The organism is Achromobacter sp. FW305-C-28 (assembly GCF_058783235.1).
Genome location: NZ_JBYSYL010000003.1, coordinates 224,475 through 247,124 on the forward strand (window position 1 = coordinate 224,475; position 22,650 = coordinate 247,124).

The window sequence follows — 22,650 nt, forward strand, 5'->3', positions numbered from 1 at the left end:
CGGTGGCCGCGCCGGTTCATGGCGCGATCACGCAACCACCAGGAAATGCAATGAACGCGCTTATGCAGCAGGCGATCCAGTTCGCCAACGACCATGAATCCACCTGGGACCGCAGCGTCAACGGCGTCTTCGGCGTGCACCAGAACGACCCGCCGCCCTGGAACCGGCTGCTGGGCCCCATCCACGATCGCGGCCCGGTGTCGGGCGTGGTGGTGGTGGACGGCAAGACCGTGGCCGAATGGGGCGAACCCGAACGCGCCGACTTGACCTTCAGCGTGGCCAAGCTGTACCTGGCCATCCTGGCCGGTGTGGCCCACGACCGTGGCCTGTTGCCCGACGTGGACGAGCCCGTCGGCAAGCGCGTGCCGGGCATCGGCTTTGACGACGGCCAGAACGCCCGCATCACCTGGCGCCAGCTGCTGCAGCAGACCAGCGAATGGGAAGGCGAACGCTTCGGCGTGTCGGACCAGGCCGACCGCTACCGCGCCGTCACCTTCGGCGTGCCGCCCGATGGCAAGAAGGGCGACGCGCGCCCCTTGCTGGCGCCCGGCACGTATTGGGAATACAACGACGTGCGCATCAACCAGCTGTCGTACGCGCTGCTGCACCTGTTCCGCAAGCCGCTGCCCGAGGTCTTTCGCGAAGCCGTCACGCGGCCCCTGGGCGCCAGCGAAAACTGGCAGTGGGTGGGCTACGACAACGCCTGGGTCGAAATCGACGGCCAGCGCATGCCGTCGGTGCCGGGCGGTTCGCACTGGGGCGGCGGCATGTCCATCAGCGCACGCGACCAGGCGCTGATCGGCCAGATGCTGCTCAACGATGGCTGCGCGGCCGACGGCCGGCGCATCCTGTCCAGCGAATGGCTGGCCGCCATGCGCACGCCGTGCGCCATCGCGCCATACTACGGCTACCTGATCTGGCTGAACCACGAAGGGCGCGTGTTTCCCAGCGTGCCGGCGTCCAGCTTTTTCGGCGTGGGCGCGGGTAGTTCGTTCACCTGGATCGAGCCCGAACGCAAGATGGTCGTGATCGTGCGCTGGCTCAATTCGGCGCATGCCGATGCGTTGTTCGGCAAGATCCTGGCCGCGGTGGACGCGCCGTAGCCCCTCTGGGCCGCAGGGATTTTCCGCGGCCTGTCAGCATTCTTCTGGCAACATGAACCATGCGCTCGCCGGGCAGCCGGCGAGCGTGTTCGCATTTGCCAAGCAACCAAGGACACATTCGCCATGAACTACCGCCGACTGGGAACCAGCAATCTTCGCGTTTCGCCCCTGTGCCTGGGCACCATGATGTTCGGCGAGCAGACGCCCGACGATGACGCCGCCCGCATCGTCGCGTCCGCCCGCGACCACGGCCTGAATTTCATCGACACGGCCGACGTTTACAACGAAGGCCGGTCCGAAGAAGTGGTGGGCAAGCTGCTGGCCGGGCAGCGCCACGACTGGGTGCTGGCCAGCAAGATCGGCAACGTGGTGGGCAAGGCCCCGAACCAGTCGCGCTACTCGCGCCAGTGGCTGATCCGCGGCGTCGAGCAGAGCCTGTCGCGCCTGGGCACCGATTTCCTGGACATCCTGTACCTGCACCGCGACTACCACGAAGAAAACCTGGAAGAAGCGCTGTTCGCGCTGGGCGACCTGATCCGCGCGGGCAAGCTGCGCAGCTTCGGGCTGTCGAACTTCCGCGGCTGGCGTATCGCCGAAACCCTGCGCCTTTGCGAAAAGCTGGGCGTGCCGCAGCCGGTGGTGTGCCAGCCGTACTACAACATGCTGAACCGCGGCCCTGAAGTCGAAATCCTGCCGGCCTGCCAGCATTACGGGCTGGGCGTGGTGCCGTACAGCCCCATCGCCCGCGGCGTGCTGACCGGCAAGTACCTGCCGGGCCAGGCGCCCGCGGCGGATACCCGCGCCGGGCGGGGCGACCGCCGCATCCTGGCCACCGAATTCCGCGAAGAGTCGCTGCAGATCGCCCAGCAGCTGGTGCAGCACAGCGCCGCGCGCGGCGTGCAGCCGGGCCACTTTGCCACGGCCTGGGTGCTGGCCAATCCCATCATCACCAGCGTCATCGCCGGCCCGCGCACCCTGGCGCAGATGGACGATTACTACGCCGCGCTGGACGTGAAGATCACGCCCGAAGACGAAGCCCTGGTCGACACCTGGGTGACCCCGGGCCATGCGTCCACGCATGGCTACAACGACCCGAACTACCCGTTCTTCGGTCGTCCCGTCACGGTGGCCTGACAGGGCCCACCGTTAACGCGCCGCCGCCACCGGTTCCCCGGCGATGCCGTGCAGCACCATCTGCTCGGCCATCGCCGCCAGGCCCAGCCGGGCGATGCGGCCGCGCCGTTCGGCGTCGACCATGCTGGTCAGCACCGCCATCAGCAGTTCGGTCAGCGCCGCCGCCGTGATGTCCACGCGGAAGGCGCCTTCGCGCTGACCCCGCAGGAAAAACGCGTCCAGCGTTTCCTGGTAGCCCGACCAGCTGTCCATGATGTCCGGCTGCATTTCCGTGTCCGGCTTCCAGTGATACATCAGGAAGATCGCCAGTTCCTTGTGCGCCAGATGCTGTTCGATCAGGTTGCGCAGCGCCTCGCGCGGCGGCGCGCTATCCAGCTGTGAATCGGCCAGCGCCTGCTTCATCACCTGGGCCCCGTGCGTCATCAGGCGCGTCACCAACTGGTCCCGCGTCTGACAGAAGCGGTACAGCGTGGCCTTGCTGACGCCCACCGCGCGGGCCAATTCCTGCAACGTGGCGCGCGGCTGGTCGACCATCGCCAGGGACAGCGCAATCAGCAGCCGTTCGTGGCCGGCATCGTCGGACATGGTTTCTCTCTCCCTCATTGTTCCGTTCTTGGGACGGTATTGGATCATGACTGATTCAATTTGCGCAAACTTGCGCCAGATTGGCAAGTAAAGACTTGTGAAGGTCTTAAAAGATGCTGCATAGAATTAAATGAATCATTATTGATTCAAATTAATCTATAAGGTAGCATTCAGATCTTATTCAGTTCAAGACGCCGCGGGCGGGAGGTAAGAGTGATCAAGCATCAACCATGGCGCTGGCCCGTAGTGGCGGTACTGGCGGCCGTGCTGGCCGGCTGCGGCGGCGACGACATGGCCGCGAGTCAGGCCGAGCCCCGGGCGGTGCAGGTCGTGGCGGTGCAGCCGCAGCGCTACGACCTGGCCAGCTCGCTGCCCGGCCGGGTCGAACCCATGCGGGTCGCCGAAGTGCGGGCACGGGTCGCCGGCATCGTGCTCAGCCGCAATTTCGAGGAAGGCGCCGACGTCAAGGCGGGCGATGTGCTGTTCCGCATCGACCCGGCGCCGTTCAAGGCGGCGCTGTCGCGCGCCCAGGGCGAATTGGCCAAGGCCGATGCGGCCCTGTCCGACGCCCAGGCGGTGCTGCGGCGCTACACCCCGCTGGTCAAGATCGAAGCCGTCAGCCAGCAGGACTTCGACACCGCCAGCGCGGCGGTCAAGAGCGCCCAGGCCGCGCGCCGCTCGGCCCAGGCCGACGTCGAGACCGCGCAACTGAACCTGGACTACGCCACGGTCAAGGCGCCGATTTCCGGCCGCATCGGCCGCGCCCAGGTCACCGAAGGCGCGCTGGTCGGCCAGAACGAGGCCACCGTCATGGCCAAGATCCAGCAACTGGACCCGATCTACGTCGACTTCACCCAGCCGGTGGCCGACATGCTGCGCATGCGCGAAGCCATGCAGACGGGCGAGCTGGGCCAGGAAGAGGGCGCCGATATTTCCATCAGCATCGATGGCGCCGACCGCACCCGCAGCGGCCGCCTGCTGTTCTCGGACATCGCGGTGGATCGCGGCACGGGCCAGGTGTCGTTGCGCGGTGAATTCGCCAACCCCGACGTGCTGCTGCTGCCGGGCATGTATGTGCGCGTGCAGACCCGCCAGGGCGTCGACCCCCAGGCCATCCTGGTGCCGCAACGCGCCGTTACGCGCAGCACCGACGGCAAGCCGCAGGTGCTGCTGGTGGGCGAGGGCGACGTGGTGCAGACCCGCCTGGTGCGCACCGGCACCATGCGCGGCGCAGACTGGCACATCCTGGAAGGCCTGTCGGCCGGCGATCGGGTCATCGTCGGCGGGGGCAATGCCGCCGTGCCCGGCCAGAAGGTCAGCGTGACGCCCGCGCCGCAAGCCAAGGTCGCGGCCGTGCCGGGTGGGGACGCCGATGCGGTTCGCTGACCACCGCGCGCGGGTCGTGCCGCAGACCCGCCCGTCTCCTTATGCGCCGCGGCCCTGCGCCGCGCGCCCGCCGGTGCACCGCCCGCCCATCCGAGGTTAGATCATGTCCAAGTTCTTCATTGGCCGCCCCAAATTCGCGTGGGTGGTGGCCATCTTCATCTCGCTCGCCGGCATCCTGGCGATTCCGTCGCTGCCGGTGTCGCAGTTTCCGGTGGTGGCGCCGCCCCAGGTGACCATCAACGCCATTTACCCCGGCGCGTCCGCCAGCACCCTGGTGGACTCGGTGACCAGCGTCATCGAAGAGGAATTGAACGGCGCCAAGAAGCTGCTGTACTACGATTCGTCCAGCAGCTCCAGCGGCAGTGCCGAAATCACCGTCACGTTCGAGCCGGGCACCGATCCCGACCTGGCCCAGGTCGACGTGCAGAACCGCATCAAGAAGGCCGAAGCCCGCCTGCCGCGCGCCGTCACGCAGCAGGGCCTGCAAGTGGAACAGGCCAGTTCGAACTTCCTGATGATCTACGCCCTGACCTACAAGGGCGACGATACCGGCAAGGACGTGGTCGGCCTGTCTGACTACGCCGCTCGCTATATCAATAACGAGATCCGCCGCGTCAACGGCGTGGGCAAGGTGCAGTTCTTCGGCGCCGAAGCCGCCATGCGCGTCTGGATCGACCCGCAGAAGCTGCTGGGCGTGGGCCTGTCGGTGGCCGACGTCAACGCCGCCATCGAAGCGCAGAACGTGCAGGTGCCGGCGGGCAGCTTCGGCAGCCGGCCGGGTTCGCCCGAGCAGGAACTGACCGCCACGCTGGCCGTCAAGGGCATGCTCGATACGCCCGAGGAATTCGGCCGCATCGTGCTGCGCGCCAACGCCGACGGCTCGACCGTCAAGCTGGCCGACGTGGCGCGGCTGGAAGTCGGGCGCCAGAGCTACGACTTCGAAACCCGCCTGAACGGCAAGACCGCCGTGGGCGCGGCCGTGCAGCTGGCGCCGGGCGCCAACGCCATCGAAACCGTCAAGGCGGTCAAGGCGCGGCTGCAGGAACTGTCGGCCTCGTTCCCCGAGGACGTCGCCTATTCGGTGCCGTTCGACAGCTCGCGCTTTGTCAGCGTCGCCATCGAAAAGGTGGTGTACACGCTGTTCGAAGCCATGGCGCTGGTGTTTGTGGTGATGTTCCTGTTCCTGCAGAACGTGCGCTACACGCTGATCCCGTCCATCGTCGTGCCGGTGTGCCTGCTGGGCACCTTCGCGGTCATGTCGCTGCTGGGCTTCTCGGTCAACATGATGACGATGTTCGGCATGGTGCTGGCCATCGGCATCCTGGTGGACGATGCCATCGTGGTGGTCGAGAACGTCGAACGCATCATGGCCGAAGAAGGCCTGCCCCCGCGCGAGGCCACGGTCAAGGCCATGAGCCAGGTGTCCGGCGCCATCGTCGGCATCACCCTGGTGCTGTCGGCCGTGTTCCTGCCGCTGGCCTTCATGAGCGGCTCGGTGGGCGTGATCTACCAGCAGTTCTCGCTGTCGCTGGCGGTGTCCATCCTGTTCTCGGGCTTCCTGGCGCTGACCTTCACGCCGGCCTTGTGCGCCACCTTCCTCAAGCCGATTCCCAAGGGCCATCACGAGGAAAAGCGCGGCTTCTTCGGCGCCTTCAACCGCGTCTTCGGGCGGCTGACCGACCGCTTCGTCGGCCTGAATTCGCGGCTGGTGCGGCGCACCGGGCGCTACATGGTGATCTACGCGGCCATCGTGGCGGTGCTGGGCGTGCTGTACATGCGCCTGCCCGAATCGTTCGTGCCGCCCGAAGACCAGGGCTACGTCATCGTTGATATGCAACTGCCGCCGGGCGCCACGCACCTGCGCACCGACAAGGTGGTGGCCGACGTGGAACAGCACCTGATGTCGCTGGACGCCATGGGCGACGCCTTTACCGTCATGGGCTTCAGCTTCTCGGGCACGGGCCAGAACGCGGGCATCGCGTTCCCGTCCCTGAAAGACTGGTCCCAGCGTGGCAAAGGCCAGGCCGCCACCGACGTGGCCGACAGCGTCAATAGCCGCTTTGCCGCCATCGACGACGGCACGGTGATGGCGGTGAACCCGCCGCCCATCGACGGCCTGGGCAACTCGGGCGGCTTCGCGCTGCGCCTGCAAGACCGCGGCGGCCTGGGCCGGGCGGCGCTGACGGCGGCGCGCGACCAGTTGCTGGCCAAGGCCAACAGCTCGCCGCTCATCGCCTACGCCATGATGGAAGGTCTGGCGGACGCGCCGCAGCTGCGCCTGGATATCGATCGGCAAAAGGCCGAGGCGCTGGGCGTGGGCTTTGACACCATCAGCACGGCGATTTCTTCGGCTTATGGCTCGGCCACCGTCAACGACTTCGCCAACGCCGGCCGCTTGCAGCGGGTGGTGGTGCAGGCCGACGTGCGCGACCGCATGACGCCCGAAAGCGTGTTGCAGCTGAACGTGCCCAACAAGTCGGGCGGCATGGTGCCCCTGAGCGCCTTCGTGCAGACCCATTGGGAAAACGGCCCCGTGCAGATTTCCCGCTACAACGGCTACCCCGCGTTCAAGATCGCGGGCGACGTGGCTCCGGGCGCCAGCACGGGCCAGGCCATGGCGGAAATCGAGCGCATCGTGTCCGAACTGCCGCCAGGCATCGGCTACGAATGGACCGGCTTGTCCTACCAGGAAAAGCTGGCCGGCGCGCAGGCCCCGATGCTGTTCGCCCTGGCGTTCCTGGTGGTGTTCCTGCTGATGGTGGCGCTGTACGAAAGCTGGGCCATTCCCGCGTCGGTGATGCTGATCGTGCCGATCGGCGCGCTGGGCTCGGTGCTGGCGGTGACCGTGCTGGGCATGTCCAACGACGTGTACTTCAAGGTGGGGCTGATCACCATCATCGGGCTGGCGGCCAAGAACGCCATCCTGATCGTGGAATTCGCCAAGAGCCTGCGCGAGCAGGGCCATACGCTGGTCGACGCCGCGATCGAGGCCGCCAAGCTGCGTTTCCGCCCGATCGTGATGACGTCCCTGGCGTTCATCCTGGGCGTGGTGCCGCTGGCCCTGGCCACCGGCGCCGGCGGCGCCAGCCAACGCGCCCTGGGCGTGGGCGTCATCGGCGGCATGCTCAGCGCGACGCTGCTGGGCGTGATCTTCGTGCCGGTATTTTTCGTGTGGGTGCTGTCGCGGTTCAAGGGCAAGCGGGCAGCCGCCCCGGCCCCCGCCGCCGCACCTCAGGAGTGAGATCCATGAAAGCGACTTTTTTAGTTTCACGGCTGGGCGCCGCCATCCTGGCGGCGGTATTGGCCGGCTGCTCGATGGCGCCCGTGTACCAACGGCCCGACGCGCCGGTACCGGCTACCTGGAACCAGCCGGCCGGCGGCCAGAACGGCACGCCGTCGGCGGCCGCCACCCTGGACTGGCGGTCGTTCGTCGTTGACGAAGACCTGCGCCGGCTGGTGGCGTTGGCGCTGGACAACAACCGCGACCTGCGCCAGTCGCTGCTCAACATCGAAGCCGCGCGAGCCCAGTACCGGGTGCAGCGCGCGGACCAGTTGCCCGGCATCAACGCCCAGGGCACGGGTACGCGGCAACGGGTGCCGGGCGACCTGAACGCCAGCGGCAACGCCGGGGTGCAGAGCAGCTACCAGGCCGGGGTGGGCCTGACATCGTTCGAGATCGACCTGTTCGGCCGCGTGCGCAGCCTGTCGGACGCCGCCTTGCAGGAATACCTGGCCACCGAGGCCAACGCACGCGGCGCCCAGATCAGCCTGGTGGCCGAGGTGATCCAGGCCTACCTGGCGCGCGACAGCGCGTTGCGCCGCCTGCAGGTCACGCGCCAGACGCTGGACAGCCGCGAGGCCTCGCTGGCCCTGACCGCCAAACGGCGCCAGGCCGGCGCGGCCACGGCGCTGGACTACCAGGAAGCGCTGGGCCTGGCCGAACAGGCGCGCGCCGACCTGGAACGCATCGACCGCGAAGCCCGCCAGGCCGGCAACGCGCTGGCGCTGCTGGTGGGGGTGGGCGACCTGGGGCCCTTCCTGCCCAAGGGCCTGATCGCCGCGGCCCCCTTGGTGCAGGAAATCCCGGCCGGCGCGCCGTCTGAATTGCTGGAACGCCGGCCGGACATCCGCGCCGCCGAACACCAGTTGCAGTCGCGCAATGCCAGCATCGGCGCAGCCCGCGCCGCATTCTTTCCCAGCATTTCGCTGACCGGCATGTTCGGCAGTTCCAGCGCCGAACTGTCGAACCTGTTCGACGGCGGCCAGCGCGCCTGGTCGTTCACGCCGCAGATCACGCTGCCGATCTTCGCCGGGGGGCGCAACACCGCCAACCTGGACCTGGCCAACGTGCGCCGCGACATCGCCGTGGCGCAGTACGAAAAGACCATCCAGTCGGCCTTCCGCGACGTGTCCGATGCGCTGGCTGCTACCGACACGCTGCGGCGCGAAGAGCAATCGCGCCGCGCGCTGGCCCAGACCAGCGCCGAGGCCCAGCGCCTGTCCGAAGCGCGCTATCGGGGCGGCGTCGACAGCCACCTGCGCTACCTGGACGCGCAGCGCCGCGCCTTCGCGGACCAGCTGTCCTACATCGAGGTGGCGACCCAGCGCCAGGCGGCGCTGGCCACCTTGTTCAAGGCGCTGGGCGGCGGCTGGCCGGCGTCAGCGCCCGCGCCGACCGCGGAGCGGGCGATAGAGCAGTCGCGGCATCCCGCGGCGGTACCCGCCCTTGAGCCGGCACCCGCCCCGCGAGGCTGATGTGCGGGCTTATGCCTTGCGCAGGGCGGCGGCGCCGACGGGCGCCGCCGTTTCCTGCGCAGACGTCCGACCCCCGCGTCCGATCAGCCACGCGCACAGCGCCGACACCACGCCCGCGAACAGCACATACAGGCAGATCAGCCAGGGCTGGCCGCCGCCGCTCTTGAGCAGGGCCGTGGCGATGATAGGCGTGATGCCCGAGGCGAAAATCCCCGAGAACTGGTAGACGAACGAGATACCGGTGTAGCGCACCTTGGCGTCGAACAGCTCGCAGAACAGCGCGGCCTCGGGCCCATAGACGGCGGCATACAGAATGCCCAGAGGAATGATGATGGCCAGCCACACCAGCATCATGTTGCCCTCGCTGTTGAGCATCAGCCAGAATCCCGGAAAGGCGGATATGGCCGTGATCAGCGAGCCCCAGCAATACACCCGTGAGCGTCCGATCCGGTCGGACAGCCGCCCGAAATAGGGAATGAAAAAGCACATCACCAGCGCCGCGGCCATGACGCCGATCAGCGCCTCGGTGCGCGATATCTGCAGCGTCTGCGTCAGGTACGAAATCGAGAACACGCCGAAGACGTTGAAGAACACGCCGTCGATGTAGCGCGCGCCCATGCCCTTGGCGACGTTGCCGGGATAGCGGCGCATCATGTCCATGAAGGGAATGCGGCTTTCGGCGTTGTCGCGCTTGACCGCGGTGAATTCGGGCGTTTCCTTGATGTTCAGGCGGATGTACATGCCCACCAGCACCATCGCGGCCGATGCCAGGAAGGCGATGCGCCAGCCCCAGGCCATGAACTGCGCATCGGTCAGCAGCGTGGAAAGCAGCGCCACCGTGCCGGATGCCAGGCACAGTCCGATCGCCAGGCCGATCTGCGGCAGCGACGCGTAAAAGCCCTTTTTCCCCGGCGGCGCGTATTCATAGGCCATCAGCACCGCGCCGCCCCATTCACCGCCCAGCCCGATGCCCTGGAACACGCGCAACAGCAGCAGCAAGATGGGCGCCCAGATGCCGATGGTGTCGTAGGTGGGCACCAGGCCGATCAGGAAGGTGGACACCCCCATGATCATCAGCGTCATCACCAGCATGCTCTTGCGGCCGATGCGGTCACCGAAGTGGCCGAAGATCAGCCCGCCCAGCGGCCGGGTGATGAAACCCACCGCGAAGGTGGTGTAGGCCAGCATGGTGGACACCAGCGGATCGCCCGTGGGGAAGTACAGCTTGTTGAACACAATGCCGGCAACCACGCCGTACAGGAAAAAGTCGTACCACTCGATGGTGGCGCCGATCAGCGACGCGGCGACGACTTTGCGCACCGCGGTTTCGTTCTGCTTGGCCATGCCTGTCTCCTTTGGTGGGGCGGGCGGCGCTCTGTGGCGCCGTTCCGCGGAAATCGCTATCTCATGCGGTTCGATCCTGAGGGTTCATCGGCGTTGTCTCGTTGCCGTCACGCGGCTTGCTTCTGGGGCGGGCGCTCGGCCTGCGGCTGCGCCTGGGCGCGCCGGCGCGCGCCCTGCAGGTCCTGCAGGATGAAGTCGGCCGCGCGCTCGGCCAGCATCACCACCGGCACATTGGTATTGCCGGACACCAGCGTCGGCATGATGGAGCAATCCACCACCCGCAAGCCGTCCACGCCGTGCACGCGCAGGCGCTCGTCCACCACCGCCAGCGGATCGCTGCGCGGGCCCATCTTGGCCGTGCCGGACGGGTGGAAGATGGTGGCGCCGTACTCGCGGCAGAAGTGCAGAATCTCGTCGTCGCCCTGGACTGCGGGGCCTGGCCGGAATTCCCGTTTCATCAGCCCGGCCAGCGGCTCGGTGGCGGCCAGTCGGCGGGCGTACTTCACCGCCGCCACTGTCATGCGGCGGTCCAGCTCGGTGGACAGGTAGTTCGGCTGCATCGACGGCGCCTCGAACGGATCGGCGCTGCGCAAGCGCACCGCGCCGCGCGACGACGGCCGCAATTGGCAGACCGAATAGGTGCAGCCCGAAAACGGATGCACCTTGCCGCCCGCCATGTCGGCCGACAGCGTGGCGAAATGAAATTGCGTGTCGGGGCTGGCGCTTGCCGGATCCACCCGGCAGAACAATCCGCCCTGGTTGATGCCCACGGCCAGCGGCCCGCCGCGAAACAGCAGCCATTGCAGCCCCATGCCGACGCGGCCGTGCAGGGTGCGCAGCTGGTCGTTGGTGGTGATGGGCTGGCGGGTTTCGTAGATCAGCCGAATCTGCAGGTGGTCTTGCAGGTTCTCGCCCACCCCGGGCAGGTCGCGCACCACGCGGATGCCGAACGGGCGCAGCAGCGCCGCCGGCCCCACGCCGGACAGTTGCAGCAGCTGCGGCGACTGCAAGGCGCCGGCGCACAGCAGCACTTCGCGACGCGCCCGCAGCGTGCGCACCTGGCCGCCCTGGCGGTAGCGCACGCCGACCGCGCGGCTGCCTTCGAACAGCACCGCCATGGCGTGCGCATCGGTCTCGATACGCAGGTTGGTGCGGCCCTGCGCCGGGCGCAGATAGGCCACGGCGGTCGAGCAGCGGCGGCCGTGGCGGGTGGTCAGCTGGTAATACCCCACGCCGTCCTGCTCCCCGGTATTGAAGTCCTGCACCTGCGGCACGCCCAGCGCCTTGGCCGCGCCGATCAGGCCTTCCACCAGCGGATGCGGCGTCTTGATGGAGGTGGCGTTCAGCGGGCCTTCGGTGCCGCGCGTGTCGCCCGGGCCCAGGTCATTGTTTTCCAGCTTGCGGAAGTAGGGCAGGCAGTCGTCCCAGCCCCAGCCCGGGTTGCCGGCGGCGGCCCAGGCATCGTAGTCGCGCCGCTGGCCGCGAATGTAGATCAGCCCGTTGATGGCGCTGGAGCCGCCCAGCGTGCGGCCGCGCGGCCAATAGATGCGGCGGCCCAGCATGTTGGGATCGGGGTCGGTGTAGTAGCCCCAGTTCACCACTTTGTGGAACATGGTCTTGCCATAGCCGATGGGAATGTGGATCCACGGCGAGCGGTCCGGCGGACCGGCTTCCAGCAGGCAGACACTGTGTTCGCCGCTGGCGGTGAGGCGGTTGGCCAGCACGCAGCCGGCTGAACCGGCCCCCACCACGATGTAGTCCACGGCATCAGACATCTCTGGTTTTCTCCCTGGTGTGGCCGATCCGGCGCGGGTTGCGTAACCCGGACGGATGGCGCGTTTACCCTGCTTGCCGCCGCGCCGCGCACTTATATACTGGCCCGCAGGACGGGATCGGCGCGATGCGCGCGCAGGCTGCATCTGTGGCGATTCTAGGAAGCGATCGGACGAAAGAAAGCGCGATCCGCGCGCCAACGGGGAAATGGAACAGAACATGCCTCTTCGGTTTCAAAATCGCAGTGCAGCATCGCCGCAGGCGGCGGCCGAAGGCGCCGAGGCGCCCGATGATGCCCGGTCCTTGCGCGCGCTGCGGGTGCTGGACTACCTGGCGCGGGCGCAGCATCCGCCCACGCTGGCGCAACTGGCGCAGCGGCTCGATATGCCCAAGTCCACGCTGATGCGATTGCTGGCCGCGATGCAGCGCGCCGGTTACGCCGCCGCAACGCCGACTGAAAACGGCTTCGTCCCCGGCCCGCAAGCCACCGCATTGGCGCTGTCCACGCTGCGCGCGTCCGCCTTCACCCGCGCCTGCCGCGCGGTGCTGGCACAACTGGTGGGCAAGCTGGGCGAAACCTGCAACCTGACCGCGCCCGACGGTGACCAGGTCGTCTACATGGAACGTGTGGAAACCGCTGAACCCTTGCGCTTGTTCTTCGCGGTGGGCAGCCATGTGCCGATGCATTGCACCGCCAGCGGCAAGCTGTTCCTGGCGTCCATGAACCGGCTCGAACGCGGCCGCGTGCTGGCGCGCTTGCCGCTGACGCGCAACACGCCGCGCACGCTGACCGACCCGGCGCGGCTGGAAGACGAACTGGAACGGCTGGCCGCGCGCGGCATCGGCATCGACAATGAAGAATTCGTGCGCGGCATGAGCGCCGTGGCCGTGCCGGTGCGCGATGCGCAGGACCGCGTGGTGGCGGCGGTGGCCTGCCACGCGCCCACCGCCCGGCTGATGCTCGACGACCTGCTGCGCGCAGTGCCGGTATTGCAGGACGCGGCGCAGTCGATGCGCGAGGTGCTGGCGCGGCACCCGCCGGGCGGCTGACGGTCGTCTTACGCGGCGGCGTGCTGCCCGTGTGCCTTGCGGCGCGACACGCTTTCCCAGGCCGCCACCAGAATCATGATCAGCGTGGTCAGCCCGCCCACCATCAGGTTGTCGGTCACGAAGGCCACCGGCGCCAGCACCGCCAGCAGCACCAGGCCGACGATGTGCGACAGCGGAAACCGCCCGTACACCACCGTCTTGTAGATGGCGTTGCCCAGCAGGTACAGCGCCGGCCCACCCACCAAGGCCGCCGCGGCTGCCGTGGTGATGCGCCCGTCCGGGTGCAGAATCACCAGTTCATTGGCCACCGCCGACACGATCACCCCGGCAATCAGAATCACGTGCACATAGTGGAAGCAGGCGCCGACCCGGCCCGGATCGGCATGGTGGGCGATGGCATGGCTGCCGTCCTTGCTGCTGGTGTCGAAGTACACCCACCACATCGCCGCCGTGCCCAGAAAGGCCGCCAGCAGTGCGATCAGGGTCGGCGCATCCCAGTGCGGATGCTCGCCCAGCGTGGCCCCGGTGATCAGCAGCGTTTCGCCCAGCGCGACGATCACGAACAACTGGCAGCGCTCGGCCAGGTGTCCGCCTTCGATGGTCCAGTCCCGGGTGGTCGAACGGCCCAGGCCCGGCAGCCAGAACCCGGTCATGGGCGACAGGTATTCGCAGGCCACCGCCAGCGCCCACAGCGCCAGCCGAGCATCGCCGTCAGCCAGGCCCCCCGCGATCCACAGCACCCCTGAAATGCACAGCCAGCCCAGCATGCGGCGAAAATTCGGCGCCAGCGGGTGGGACGGCCCCAGGTGCAGCACCACGAACAGCGTGCGCCCCACCTGGATCAGCACGTAGCTCACCGCGAAGATCAGTCCGTTCTCGCCAAACGCGCCCGGCAGCACCGCGGCAGCCACCAGGCCGGCCAGCATCACCGCGAACAGCATCAGGCGCATCGGCAGCGCGTCGGGGTCGAACCAGTTGGTGACCCAGCAGGTGTACTGCCACCCCAGCCACACCGCGAACCACAGCACCAGCGTGTGGATGGCGCCCATCAGCGTCAGGTCGTGCAGCAGGCTGTGAGACAGCTGGGTGACCGCGAAGACGTAGACCAGATCAAAGAACAGCTCGACGAAGGTCACGCGGGCTTCGTGGCCGTCCCGGCGGCGCAACAGGTTGGCGCTGGCAAGGAATGTCATGGCGGTGGGCTTCCTGTAGAAGGGGCGCCGCCAGATTACTGCAAGCCCCTTGCCCCCGCCGTAAAGAATTTAAAAGTCGTGGGCGGGCAGGTCGCGGTTGCGCGACCGCAACAGCGCGCCGCTCAGCAAGCCGGCCACCGCGGCGATGCCGGCGCCCGCCAGAAAGGTCAGCTGGTAGCCGCCGTTAAGCGCCACGACCGGCGCTGCGCCGCCCGCCGCCAGCGCCGTGGTGCGTGCCGCGGCCAGGCTGGCCAGCACTGCCAGCCCCAGTGCGCCACCCATCATGAACGCGGTATTCACCACGCCCGACGCCAGGCCGGACTGGCTGGGTTCCACGTCGCTCATGGCCGCCAGCAGCATGGGGTTGAAGGCAATGCCCGCGCCCAGCCCCAGCAGCAGCATGCCCGGCAGCACGTCGGCCACGAAGCTGCCGTCGATGGGCGCGCGGGCAAACAGCGCCAGCCCCAGCGCCGCCAGCAACAGGCCCGTGGTCAGCGGCCCGCGGATGCCAAAGCGCATCACCAGCTTGGCCGACAGCCCCAGCGAAAACGCCGCCATGATCAGGTTGGCCGGCAGGAAGGCCAGGCCCACCTGCATGGCGTCATAGCGCAGCACCAGCTGCATGTACAGCGCCGACACGAAAAACCACGCAAACATCGCCGCCGCCCACAGCACGCCCACGACATTGGCCGTGGCCACGTTGCGCAGCCGGAACAGCCCCAGCGGCATCAAAGGCGCCGCCACGCGCGCCTCGATCAGCAGGAACAGCGCCATCAACAGCACCGCCGCGCCGATCAGGCCCAGGGATTGCGCCGACGTCCAGCCGGCCTCGTTGCCATTGACCACGGCGTACACCGCCAGCATCAGCGAGGCCGTGACGGTCACCGCGCCCGCCACGTCCAGCTTGCCGCCCGCCGCCTGCGCCCGGGCGGCGGGCAGCAGCCGCAGGCACAGCCCATACACCAGCACGCCAATGGGGATGTTGACCAGGAAGATCCAGTGCCACGACAGCGCGCTGGTCAGCAGGCCGCCCAGCAGCACGCCGATGCTGCCTCCACCCGCACAGACAAAGCCGTACACGCCCATGGCGCGGGCGCGTTCGCCGGGCTCGGTGAACAGGTTCATGATCAGCGACAGCGACACCGCCGACACCACCGCGCCGCCCAGTCCCTGCGCCGCGCGGGCCGCGATCAGCAGCCCCTGGCCCTGCGCCAGGCCACAGGCCAGGGACGCCACCGTGAACAGCGTCAGCCCCGCCAGGAACATGCGGCGATGGCCCAGCAGGTCGCCCAGCCGTCCGCCCAGCAGCAGAAAGCCGCCGAAGGTCAGCATGTAGGCATTCACCACCCACACCAGCGACGTCTCGGTGAAATGCAGGTCTTCGCGAATCGAGGGCAGGGCGACGTTGACGATCGTGGTGTCCAGCACGATCATCAACACGCCCAGGCAAAGCACCATCAAGGCCCACCAGCGTTGCTTGCCGTGTATGCCATGCGTCATGGGTTGAATCCTTCGCCGCGCGGGCGGGTAATGGGCCGGTAATGGGTCGGCAATGGTAGCGGGCCGGCACCCGCGGCGCGCTAATGGGTCAACCGCCCGCCGCTGATCATCCAGCGGGTCTCAAAGCGGTCGATCAGCGCGCCATGGGCTTCGGCCCAGAACGTTTTCTGCAGCGGCATGGTAACGCTGCCGCCTTCAGCCAGCATGTCAAAAATGCGGTGCGCGTCCGACACGGTGGGATACGCCAGCGACAGCGCCATGCCCTGTTTGCCGGGGTAGGGGTGCCCTGCGGTGGCGTCGCTGGCCATCAGCAGCTGTTCGTCCAGCGCCAGCCGGGCGTACATGATGCGTTCGGCATCTTCGGCCGACAGGTCCGGCATGGCCGCGTCCGGCGGCGCGTCCGTGTAGCGCAGCAACGCTTCGATGCGCCCGCCCAGCACGCGTTCGTAGAACTGCATGGCCTCGGCGCAGTTGCCGTCGAAACTGAGATAGGCGGATAGTCGGGGCATGAGGGGTCTCCTTTGGTCAGGGGCCGCGACGGCGCGCGCCGCGTCGTTTTATGATGGCTGTCGGCAATCGCATCGGTCGCAGAGACTCGACCGCCACCCAAGGAGCCAGGCCATGCAACAAGGAAGCTGCCACTGCGGAAAGATTACCTTCGAAGTCGAAGGCGAGCCGTCACAGGTACTGGAATGCAACTGTTCGCACTGTAGCCGCAAGGGCTACCTGCTGTGGTTCGTGCCGCGCGGCCAGCTGCGCATCACGTCATCGACAGACAGCCTGTCGACCTACCAATTCAACAAGCACGTGATTGCGCACCACTTCTGCGCCCACTGCGGCTGCGCGCCGTTCGGCTTTGGCGCCAGCCCCACCGGCGAGGCAACGGCCGCGGTGAACGCGCGTTGCCTGGTCACGGTGGATCTGGCGGGCCTGACCCGCATTCCGTACGACGGCCGCAGCGCCTGACGCCATTGTCGCACCGGGCCACGGCCCGGCAAATCCCCGCCGCAAAATCCGGGCCTCATCACGCTGTCCGGGAAACCTCTTATTGTCCGCGGCGCCGACGCATCCCTATGATTCGCCACAGGATCAGCACTGATCCCAAGGCGCCAAGCCCAGGCCCGCGCCGCAGTACCCGGTAGCACCCCGCAGCAATAATTGCTGCCCGAACTTTTCGTCTGGCTATAGAAGCCCCCGACTCACACGCACTGCGTGGTCGGGGGCTTTTTCGTTTTCAAATCCGCAACAGGAGACCGCATGCAAGTTTCACAGCCGCAGGACGGCGCCCCGTCCGCGATCCGGGTGGCCAGTGTGCAGACGGCCCCGCAGATGGGCAGCGTGGCCGCCAACGTGGCGCGTTCCATCGAGATGGTCGAGCAGGCCGCCGCCCAGGGCGCGCGCCTGGTGGTGCTGCCCGAGCTGGCCAACACCGGCTATATGTTCGACAGCCGCCAAGAGGCCTATGCGTTGGCCGAAACCGTGCCGGACGGCCCCAGCGCGCAAGCCTGGATCGCGCTGGCGCAGCGCCTGGGCATCTACCTGGTCGCCGGCATCGCCGAGCGCAGCGGCGAGCGCCTGTACAACGCCGCCCTGGTCGCCGGCCCCGAGGGCTACCTGGGCACCTACCGCAAGCTGCATCTGTGGGGCGACGAGAACCTGTTCTTCGAACCCGGTGACCTGGGCCTGCCCGTGTTTCATACCGAACTGGGGCGGATTGGCGTGGCGATCTGCTACGACGGCTGGTTCCCCGAGGTCTACCGCCTGTTGGCCCTGCGCGGCGCCGACATCGTGGCCGTGCCCACCAACTGGGTGCCGATGCCGGGGCAAACGCCCGACGGCCCGGCCATGGCGCACGCGCTGGCCATTGCCGGGGCCCACAGCAACGGCCTGACCGTGGTCTGCGCCGATCGCGTCGGCACCGAGCGCGGCCAGCCCTTCGTCGGCCGCAGCCTGATAGTCGGCTCGCAAGGCTGGACCGCCGCGGGGCCCGCCAGCGCCGACCAGGAAGAGGTGCTGGTGGCGCCGGTGGACCTGGCGGCCGCGCGCCGCGCTCGGCAGCTGAACGCCTTCAACCACGTGCTGCGCGACCGGCGCCGCGACCTGTATGACGAATTGCTGGGCGCCACCGACGCGCCTCGGCAAGCCTGACCCCTAGCCCTGAATACCACGTACAACGGCGGATAGCCGGCCCCCAAGGAGAAATCCCCATGAAGTTTCCGCATCGCAGCTTCCTCATCCGACTTTCCTTCGTCGCCATGCTGACCGGCGCCGCCGGCGCGCAGGCGGCCGAGCCCTTGCGCATCGGCGTGCCCGTGGGCCTGTCGGGCGCCAACAGCGTGGTCGCGCCCGGCGTGGTGCAGGCCTCGCAGCTGGCGGCCGACGAGATCAACGCCGCCGGCGGCATCCTGGGCCGCCAAGTGGTGCTGGAGATCGCCGACGACGCTTCGGGCGCCGTCGGCGCGCAGAAGGCCTACGACACGCTGGTGTTCCAGAAAAAGGTGGACGCCATTATCGCCATGGAAACCAGCGCGGCGCGCAACGCGGCGCTGCCCATTGTGTCGCGCGGCAAGGTGCCGTACATCTACACGTCCTTCTACGAAGGCCGCTCGTGCAACCGCTGGATGCACGTCAACGGCTGGGTGCCCGAGCAGCAGGTGGCGCCGGTGGTCGACCACTTCATGAAGGAACGCGGCGCCAAGACCTTCTTCCTGGTCGGCAGCGACTACGCGTTCGGCCGCGGCATGCTCAAGTTCACCCGCGAATACATCGAGAAGCAGGGCGGGCGCGTGGTGGGCGAGGAATACCTGCCCATCGACGGCTCGGACTGGACGCCCGTGGTATCCAAGATCCGCTCGGCCAACCCCGACGCGCTGATCAGCTCCACGGCCGGCGGCGGCCCCAACGTCAGCCTGGCCAAGCAGGTCAAGGCCGCGGGCCTGACCATGCCCTACGGCAACCTGGCCATCGACGAAGCCACCGCCAAGACCATGGGCGAGACGGCCGTGGGCATGTACCTGTCGGCGTCCTACCTGACCAGCATCGACACGCCGCAGAACCGCAAGTTCCTGGACGGCCTGAAGGCCAAGTTCGGCGCCGACGCCAAGACCGCCAACGAGTTCTCGGGGCCGCAGTACGAAGCCTTCTTCCTGTACAAGGCCGCGGTCGAGAAAGCCGGCAGCACCGATTCGCAGAAGGTGGTGCAGGCCCTGAGCGAAGTCTCGTTCGACGGCCCGCGCGGCCCGGTCAAGATGGACCGCCAGCGCCACGCCGCGCTGACCATGCGCCTGGGCCAGGTGCAGCCGGACGGCGCCATCAAGATCCTGCAGACCTTCAACCAGGTCGACCCGGGCGCGCAGTGCCCCGATCTGAAGTGACGGCTGGCGCAACATAAAGCGCGCCGCCGGCCGGGCCGGCGGCGCCGGAGAGCACTATGGGTTTGACGCTGGACATCCTGAGCACGGCCGCCATGCTGTTCATCGTGACGGCCGGGCTGATGATCATCTTCGGAGTGATGAAGATCGTCAATTTCGCGCATGGCGCCATCATCACGCTGGGCAGCTACGCCAGCCTGGTGGTGACGCAACTGGGGCTGAACCCCTGGGTGGCGCTGCCGTGCGCGCTGGCGGCCGGCGTGCTGGTCGGCATGGCGGTCGAGCGCCTGATCGTGCAGCCGCTCTACAAGCGGCCGCTGGACGCCATCCTGGCTACCTGGGGGCTGGGCATCGTGATCGGCCAGCTCATCACCATGGCCTTCGGCCGCGAAGTGCAGTTCGTCGATTCGCCGATCCAGGGCGCCGTGCCGTTCCTGGGCACGGAATATTCCGCCTACCGCCTGTTCCTGGTGCCGTGCGCGCTGCTGCTCTACGCCGCCATGACGCTGCTGCTGAACGGCACGCGCTTTGGCGTGCGAACCCGCGCCGTCATCATGAACGAAGACCTGGCGCGCGGCCTGGGCATCAACGCCGAACGAATCCGCTTCACCACCTTTGGCCTGGGCGCCGGGCTGGGTGCGCTGGCCGGCGCGCTCATCACGCCGTTGTCCAGCGTCGACCCCGGCATGGGCCTGCCCTGGCTGGTCAGCGCCTTCATGCTGGTGATGGTGTCGGGCAACTCCATCACCGCGCTGCTCGTGACCTGCCTGGTCTACGGCGCCTGCCAGGTGCTGGTCAGCGTCTACGTCAGCCCCATCCTGGGCGGCGTCACCATTGCCGTGCTGGCGGCCCTGACCCTGCGCCTGCGCCCCAAAGGATTCGCCCATGACTGATACCTCTCTTGCGCAACAGGCGCCCGCCACGCCCGCCGTCGACGCCCGCCGCGGCGCGCGGGGCCGCGACCTCTTGTGGCTATCCGTGCTGTGCCTGGCCTTGACGGTGGCCGGCCCCTGGCTGTTCGACACCTATCTGCTGAACGTGCTGATCAAGGCGCTGTTCTTCGCCGTGGCCGCCGTGACGGTGGACATCCTGTGGGGCTACACCGGCTACCTGACCTTCGGCCAATCGGCCTTTTTCGGCGTCGGCGCCTATGCCGCCGGCCTGGCCTTCACCCATTACGGCTTTTCCCCCGCCACGGCCGGACTGGCCGCGGTGGCGGCGGTGGGCGGGGCGGCGCTGCTGGCCCTGGTCACCGGCTGGCTGTCGTTCTACCGCGGCGCGTCGCCTTTCTTTGCCACCGTCATTTCGCTGGTGCTGCCCATCGTGCTGACCCAGGTTGCGCTGTCCGGCGGCACCTACACCGGGTCATCGTCGGGCCTGACCGGCTACGACACCTTCGACCTGTCCCTGGAAGCCTGGTACGTCATCGCCGCGGGCGGCCTGTCGGTCGTGTCGCTGCTGGCCTGGGTGGCCGTGCGCAGCGACGGCGGCCGCATCCTGGTGGCGCTGCGCGACAACGAAGCGCGCTGCAGCTACCTGGGGCTGAACACCGCGCAATGGCGCATCGCGTTGCTGGTGGTCTGCGGCGCGGTGGCCAGCCTGGCGGGCTTCGGCTACGGCGCCTTCAGCGGCGTGGTCGCGCCGGAATTGACCGGCTTTGTCTTTGGCACCGAACTGATCATCTGGGTAGCGCTGGGCGGACGCGGCTCGGTCTGGGGCCCGGTGCTGGGCGCCATTCTGATCAACGTGGCCGGCTCGTATCTCAGCGGCAACCTGCCGTTCGTGTGGCAGCTGCTGCTGGGCGTGACCTTCATCCTGGTCATCCTGCTGCTGCCGCGCGGCTTGCTGCCCTTGCTGCTAGCGCCCCTGCGCAAGCGGCGTCCCGCCCCGGCGCCGCACTTGGTTGCGCGCCCGGTTTCCGCGCCAGGGCAGGGCGGACCGGCCGCCCCGCGCGCCCTGGGCCTGTCCGGCGTCGCCAAGCGCTTTGGCAGCCTGAAAGTGCTGGAAGGCATCGACCTGCAAGCGCGCGGCGGCGAACTGCTGGGCCTGATCGGCCCCAACGGCGCCGGCAAGACCACGCTGATGCGCTGCATCGCCGACGGCGCCGAACGCAGCGAAGGCCAGGTTGAACTCTGCGGCCATCCCGTGCGCCGCGACGGCCCCGAGCAATGCGTGCGCTTCGGCCTGGGCCGAAAATTCCAGAACGCCAACATCTTCGAGACCCTGACCGTTGCCGAAAGCCTGCGCATCGCCACCACGCTGCGCGAGCGGCCGTCCTGGCGCCGCCGTGCGCCGCAACTGGCCCTGCCGGTCTACGCGCTGGAAGTCCTGCGCATGACCGGCCTGGACCAGCAGCTGGACAGCGTCGCGCGGGATCTGTCGCACGGCCAGCAACAGGCGCTGGAACTGGCCATGGTGCTGGCGCTGGAGCCGCGCGTGGTGCTGCTGGACGAACCCACCGCGGGCTTGAGCAAAGACGAACGCGCCCGCATCGGCCAGGTGCTGGCATCGCTGGCCCACACCCATGGCCTGTGCTGCCTGCTGGTCGAACACGACCTGGACTTCGTGGCCGAGGTCGCCACCCGCATCATCGTCCTGCACCAGGGCCGCATCGTCATGGACGGCAGCTTCCGCGACGTCGTCGAATCGGAACTGGTGCGCACCATCTACGCCGGCAACGCGCCCACGACGGGCCACCCGCCCCAGGAGCAGAAGCATGACTAACGCGACCCCGGCCCTGCGCCTGGAAGGCGTCGCCAGCGGCTACAAGGGCGCCGTGGTGCTGAACGACATCTCGCTGTCGGTGCCCAGCGGCGCCTGCGTCGCGCTGCTGGGCAAGAACGGCATGGGCAAGAGCACGCTGCTCAAGACGGTCATGGGCTACCTGCCCAAGCTGCGCGGCCGCGTCCAGCTGGGGGACATCGACGCCACCCGCCTGCGGCCGCACGAAGTCGCCCGTTGCGGTGTCGCCTACGCGGCGCAGGAACAACCCCTGTTTCCCGACCTGAACATCCGCGACAACCTGCGCCTGGGCCTGGCCCACGACAAGCTGTTCGACGAACGGTTCGCCGAGATTGCGGACCTGTTTCCCGTTTTCGCCAGCCGGCTGCGCCAGCACGCCGGCACCCTGTCGGGCGGCGAACAGAAAATGCTGCTGGTCGCCCGCGGCCTGATGCAGCGGCCCGCCTTGCTGCTGCTGGACGAAATCACCGAGGGCCTGCAACCGTCGGTCATCGAACGGCTGGGCAGGGCCTTGAACTGGGAACGCGAGCGGCGCGGCACCTCCATGTTCATCGTCGAACAGAACGTGGCCTTTGCGCTGGACGTCGCCGACCGCTACCTGGTCATCAAGCAAGGCGCCATCGTCGACCAAGGCGAGGCTGGCGCGCCGCAGGCGGTCGGCCATATCATGGACCACTTGAAGGTATGAAGCCCGCCAGCATGAACCTTGACGCG

At 68.1% G+C, this 22,650-nt stretch carries 18 protein-coding genes; 12 read left to right on the plus strand and 6 right to left on the minus strand.

Going from position 1 to position 22,650, the window contains the following annotated elements:
- Positions 1–50 precede the first annotated feature (50 nt).
- On the plus strand, positions 51–1,103 hold the full coding sequence (locus AC3WMR_RS09810; RefSeq protein WP_492262926.1) for a serine hydrolase domain-containing protein: 1,053 nt from the start codon (positions 51–53) through the stop codon (positions 1,101–1,103).
- A gap of 123 nt (positions 1,104–1,226) precedes the next feature.
- Positions 1,227–2,237 (plus strand): aldo/keto reductase, encoded by a 1,011-nt coding sequence (locus tag AC3WMR_RS09815; protein ID WP_492262927.1) that lies wholly within the window; start codon positions 1,227–1,229, stop codon positions 2,235–2,237.
- A gap of 12 nt (positions 2,238–2,249) precedes the next feature.
- Here the strand turns inward: AC3WMR_RS09815 and AC3WMR_RS09820 are convergent, their stop codons facing one another.
- A complete protein-coding gene (locus tag AC3WMR_RS09820) occupies positions 2,250–2,822 on the minus strand; it encodes a TetR/AcrR family transcriptional regulator (RefSeq protein WP_492262928.1) in 573 nt (190 codons plus the stop codon).
- A gap of 213 nt (positions 2,823–3,035) precedes the next feature.
- Between AC3WMR_RS09820 and AC3WMR_RS09825 the strand changes: the two genes are divergently transcribed.
- From AC3WMR_RS09825 to AC3WMR_RS09835, 3 genes are all read left to right on the plus strand, one after another.
- Entirely contained in the window at positions 3,036–4,208 is a 1,173-nt protein-coding gene (locus AC3WMR_RS09825) for an efflux RND transporter periplasmic adaptor subunit (protein WP_492262929.1), read from the plus strand.
- Positions 4,209–4,311: 103 nt separating this feature from the next.
- A complete protein-coding gene (locus AC3WMR_RS09830) occupies positions 4,312–7,449 on the plus strand; it encodes a multidrug efflux RND transporter permease subunit (RefSeq protein WP_492262930.1) in 3,138 nt (1,045 codons plus the stop codon).
- 5 nt (positions 7,450–7,454) lie between these two features.
- Complete coding sequence (locus tag AC3WMR_RS09835; protein ID WP_492262931.1) at positions 7,455–8,963, plus strand: efflux transporter outer membrane subunit; 1,509 nt, start codon at positions 7,455–7,457, stop codon at positions 8,961–8,963.
- A gap of 9 nt (positions 8,964–8,972) precedes the next feature.
- Here AC3WMR_RS09835 and AC3WMR_RS09840 read toward each other — a convergent pair whose 3' ends face one another.
- Positions 8,973–10,307, minus strand: a complete 1,335-nt coding sequence (locus tag AC3WMR_RS09840; protein ID WP_492262932.1) for an MFS transporter — start codon at positions 10,305–10,307, stop codon at positions 8,973–8,975.
- A 107-nt stretch (positions 10,308–10,414) separates the two neighbouring features.
- On the minus strand, positions 10,415–12,082 hold the full coding sequence (locus tag AC3WMR_RS09845) for a GMC family oxidoreductase (RefSeq protein ID WP_492262933.1): 1,668 nt from the start codon (positions 12,080–12,082) through the stop codon (positions 10,415–10,417).
- Positions 12,083–12,287: 205 nt separating this feature from the next.
- On the opposite strand from AC3WMR_RS09845, the gene AC3WMR_RS09850 reads away from it, so the two are divergent.
- Positions 12,288–13,130, plus strand: a complete 843-nt coding sequence (locus AC3WMR_RS09850) for an IclR family transcriptional regulator (protein ID WP_492262934.1) — start codon at positions 12,288–12,290, stop codon at positions 13,128–13,130.
- Between the two features lie 8 nt (positions 13,131–13,138).
- Here AC3WMR_RS09850 and AC3WMR_RS09855 read toward each other — a convergent pair whose 3' ends face one another.
- The 3 genes from AC3WMR_RS09855 to AC3WMR_RS09865 form a co-directional block, all read right to left on the minus strand.
- A complete protein-coding gene (locus AC3WMR_RS09855) occupies positions 13,139–14,323 on the minus strand; it encodes a low temperature requirement protein A (RefSeq protein ID WP_492262935.1) in 1,185 nt (394 codons plus the stop codon).
- 69 nt (positions 14,324–14,392) lie between these two features.
- Positions 14,393–15,823, minus strand: coding sequence for an MFS transporter (locus AC3WMR_RS09860; RefSeq protein WP_492262936.1), 1,431 nt, complete (start codon positions 15,821–15,823; stop codon positions 14,393–14,395).
- An 80-nt stretch (positions 15,824–15,903) separates the two neighbouring features.
- Positions 15,904–16,332, minus strand: coding sequence for a VOC family protein (locus tag AC3WMR_RS09865; protein ID WP_025138363.1), 429 nt, complete (start codon positions 16,330–16,332; stop codon positions 15,904–15,906).
- A gap of 112 nt (positions 16,333–16,444) precedes the next feature.
- Between AC3WMR_RS09865 and AC3WMR_RS09870 the strand changes: the two genes are divergently transcribed.
- The 6 genes from AC3WMR_RS09870 to AC3WMR_RS09895 all read left to right on the plus strand — a co-directional run bounded on the left by AC3WMR_RS09870 (position 16,445) and on the right by AC3WMR_RS09895 (position 22,624).
- Positions 16,445–16,789 carry a GFA family protein gene (locus tag AC3WMR_RS09870; RefSeq protein WP_492262937.1) on the plus strand — a complete coding sequence of 115 codons (345 nt, stop codon included), beginning with the start codon at positions 16,445–16,447 and terminating at the stop codon, positions 16,787–16,789.
- Positions 16,790–17,080: 291 nt separating this feature from the next.
- Entirely contained in the window at positions 17,081–17,971 is an 891-nt protein-coding gene (locus tag AC3WMR_RS09875; protein ID WP_492262938.1) for a nitrilase family protein, read from the plus strand.
- 59 nt (positions 17,972–18,030) lie between these two features.
- Complete coding sequence (locus AC3WMR_RS09880; protein WP_492262939.1) at positions 18,031–19,197, plus strand: substrate-binding protein; 1,167 nt, start codon at positions 18,031–18,033, stop codon at positions 19,195–19,197.
- Between the two features lie 56 nt (positions 19,198–19,253).
- Positions 19,254–20,087 (plus strand): branched-chain amino acid ABC transporter permease, encoded by an 834-nt coding sequence (locus AC3WMR_RS09885; RefSeq protein ID WP_492262940.1) that lies wholly within the window; start codon positions 19,254–19,256, stop codon positions 20,085–20,087.
- The gene (locus tag AC3WMR_RS09890) at positions 20,080–21,918 is read left to right on the plus strand and encodes an ABC transporter permease subunit (protein WP_492262941.1); all 1,839 of its coding nucleotides are present in this window, start codon (positions 20,080–20,082) and stop codon (positions 21,916–21,918) included. The genes AC3WMR_RS09885 and AC3WMR_RS09890 overlap by 8 nt, the downstream gene beginning before the upstream one ends.
- Positions 21,911–22,624, plus strand: a complete 714-nt coding sequence (locus AC3WMR_RS09895) for an ABC transporter ATP-binding protein (protein WP_492262942.1) — start codon at positions 21,911–21,913, stop codon at positions 22,622–22,624. Before AC3WMR_RS09890 ends, AC3WMR_RS09895 begins: the two co-directional genes overlap by 8 nt.
- The last annotated feature ends 26 nt before the right edge of the window (positions 22,625–22,650 follow it).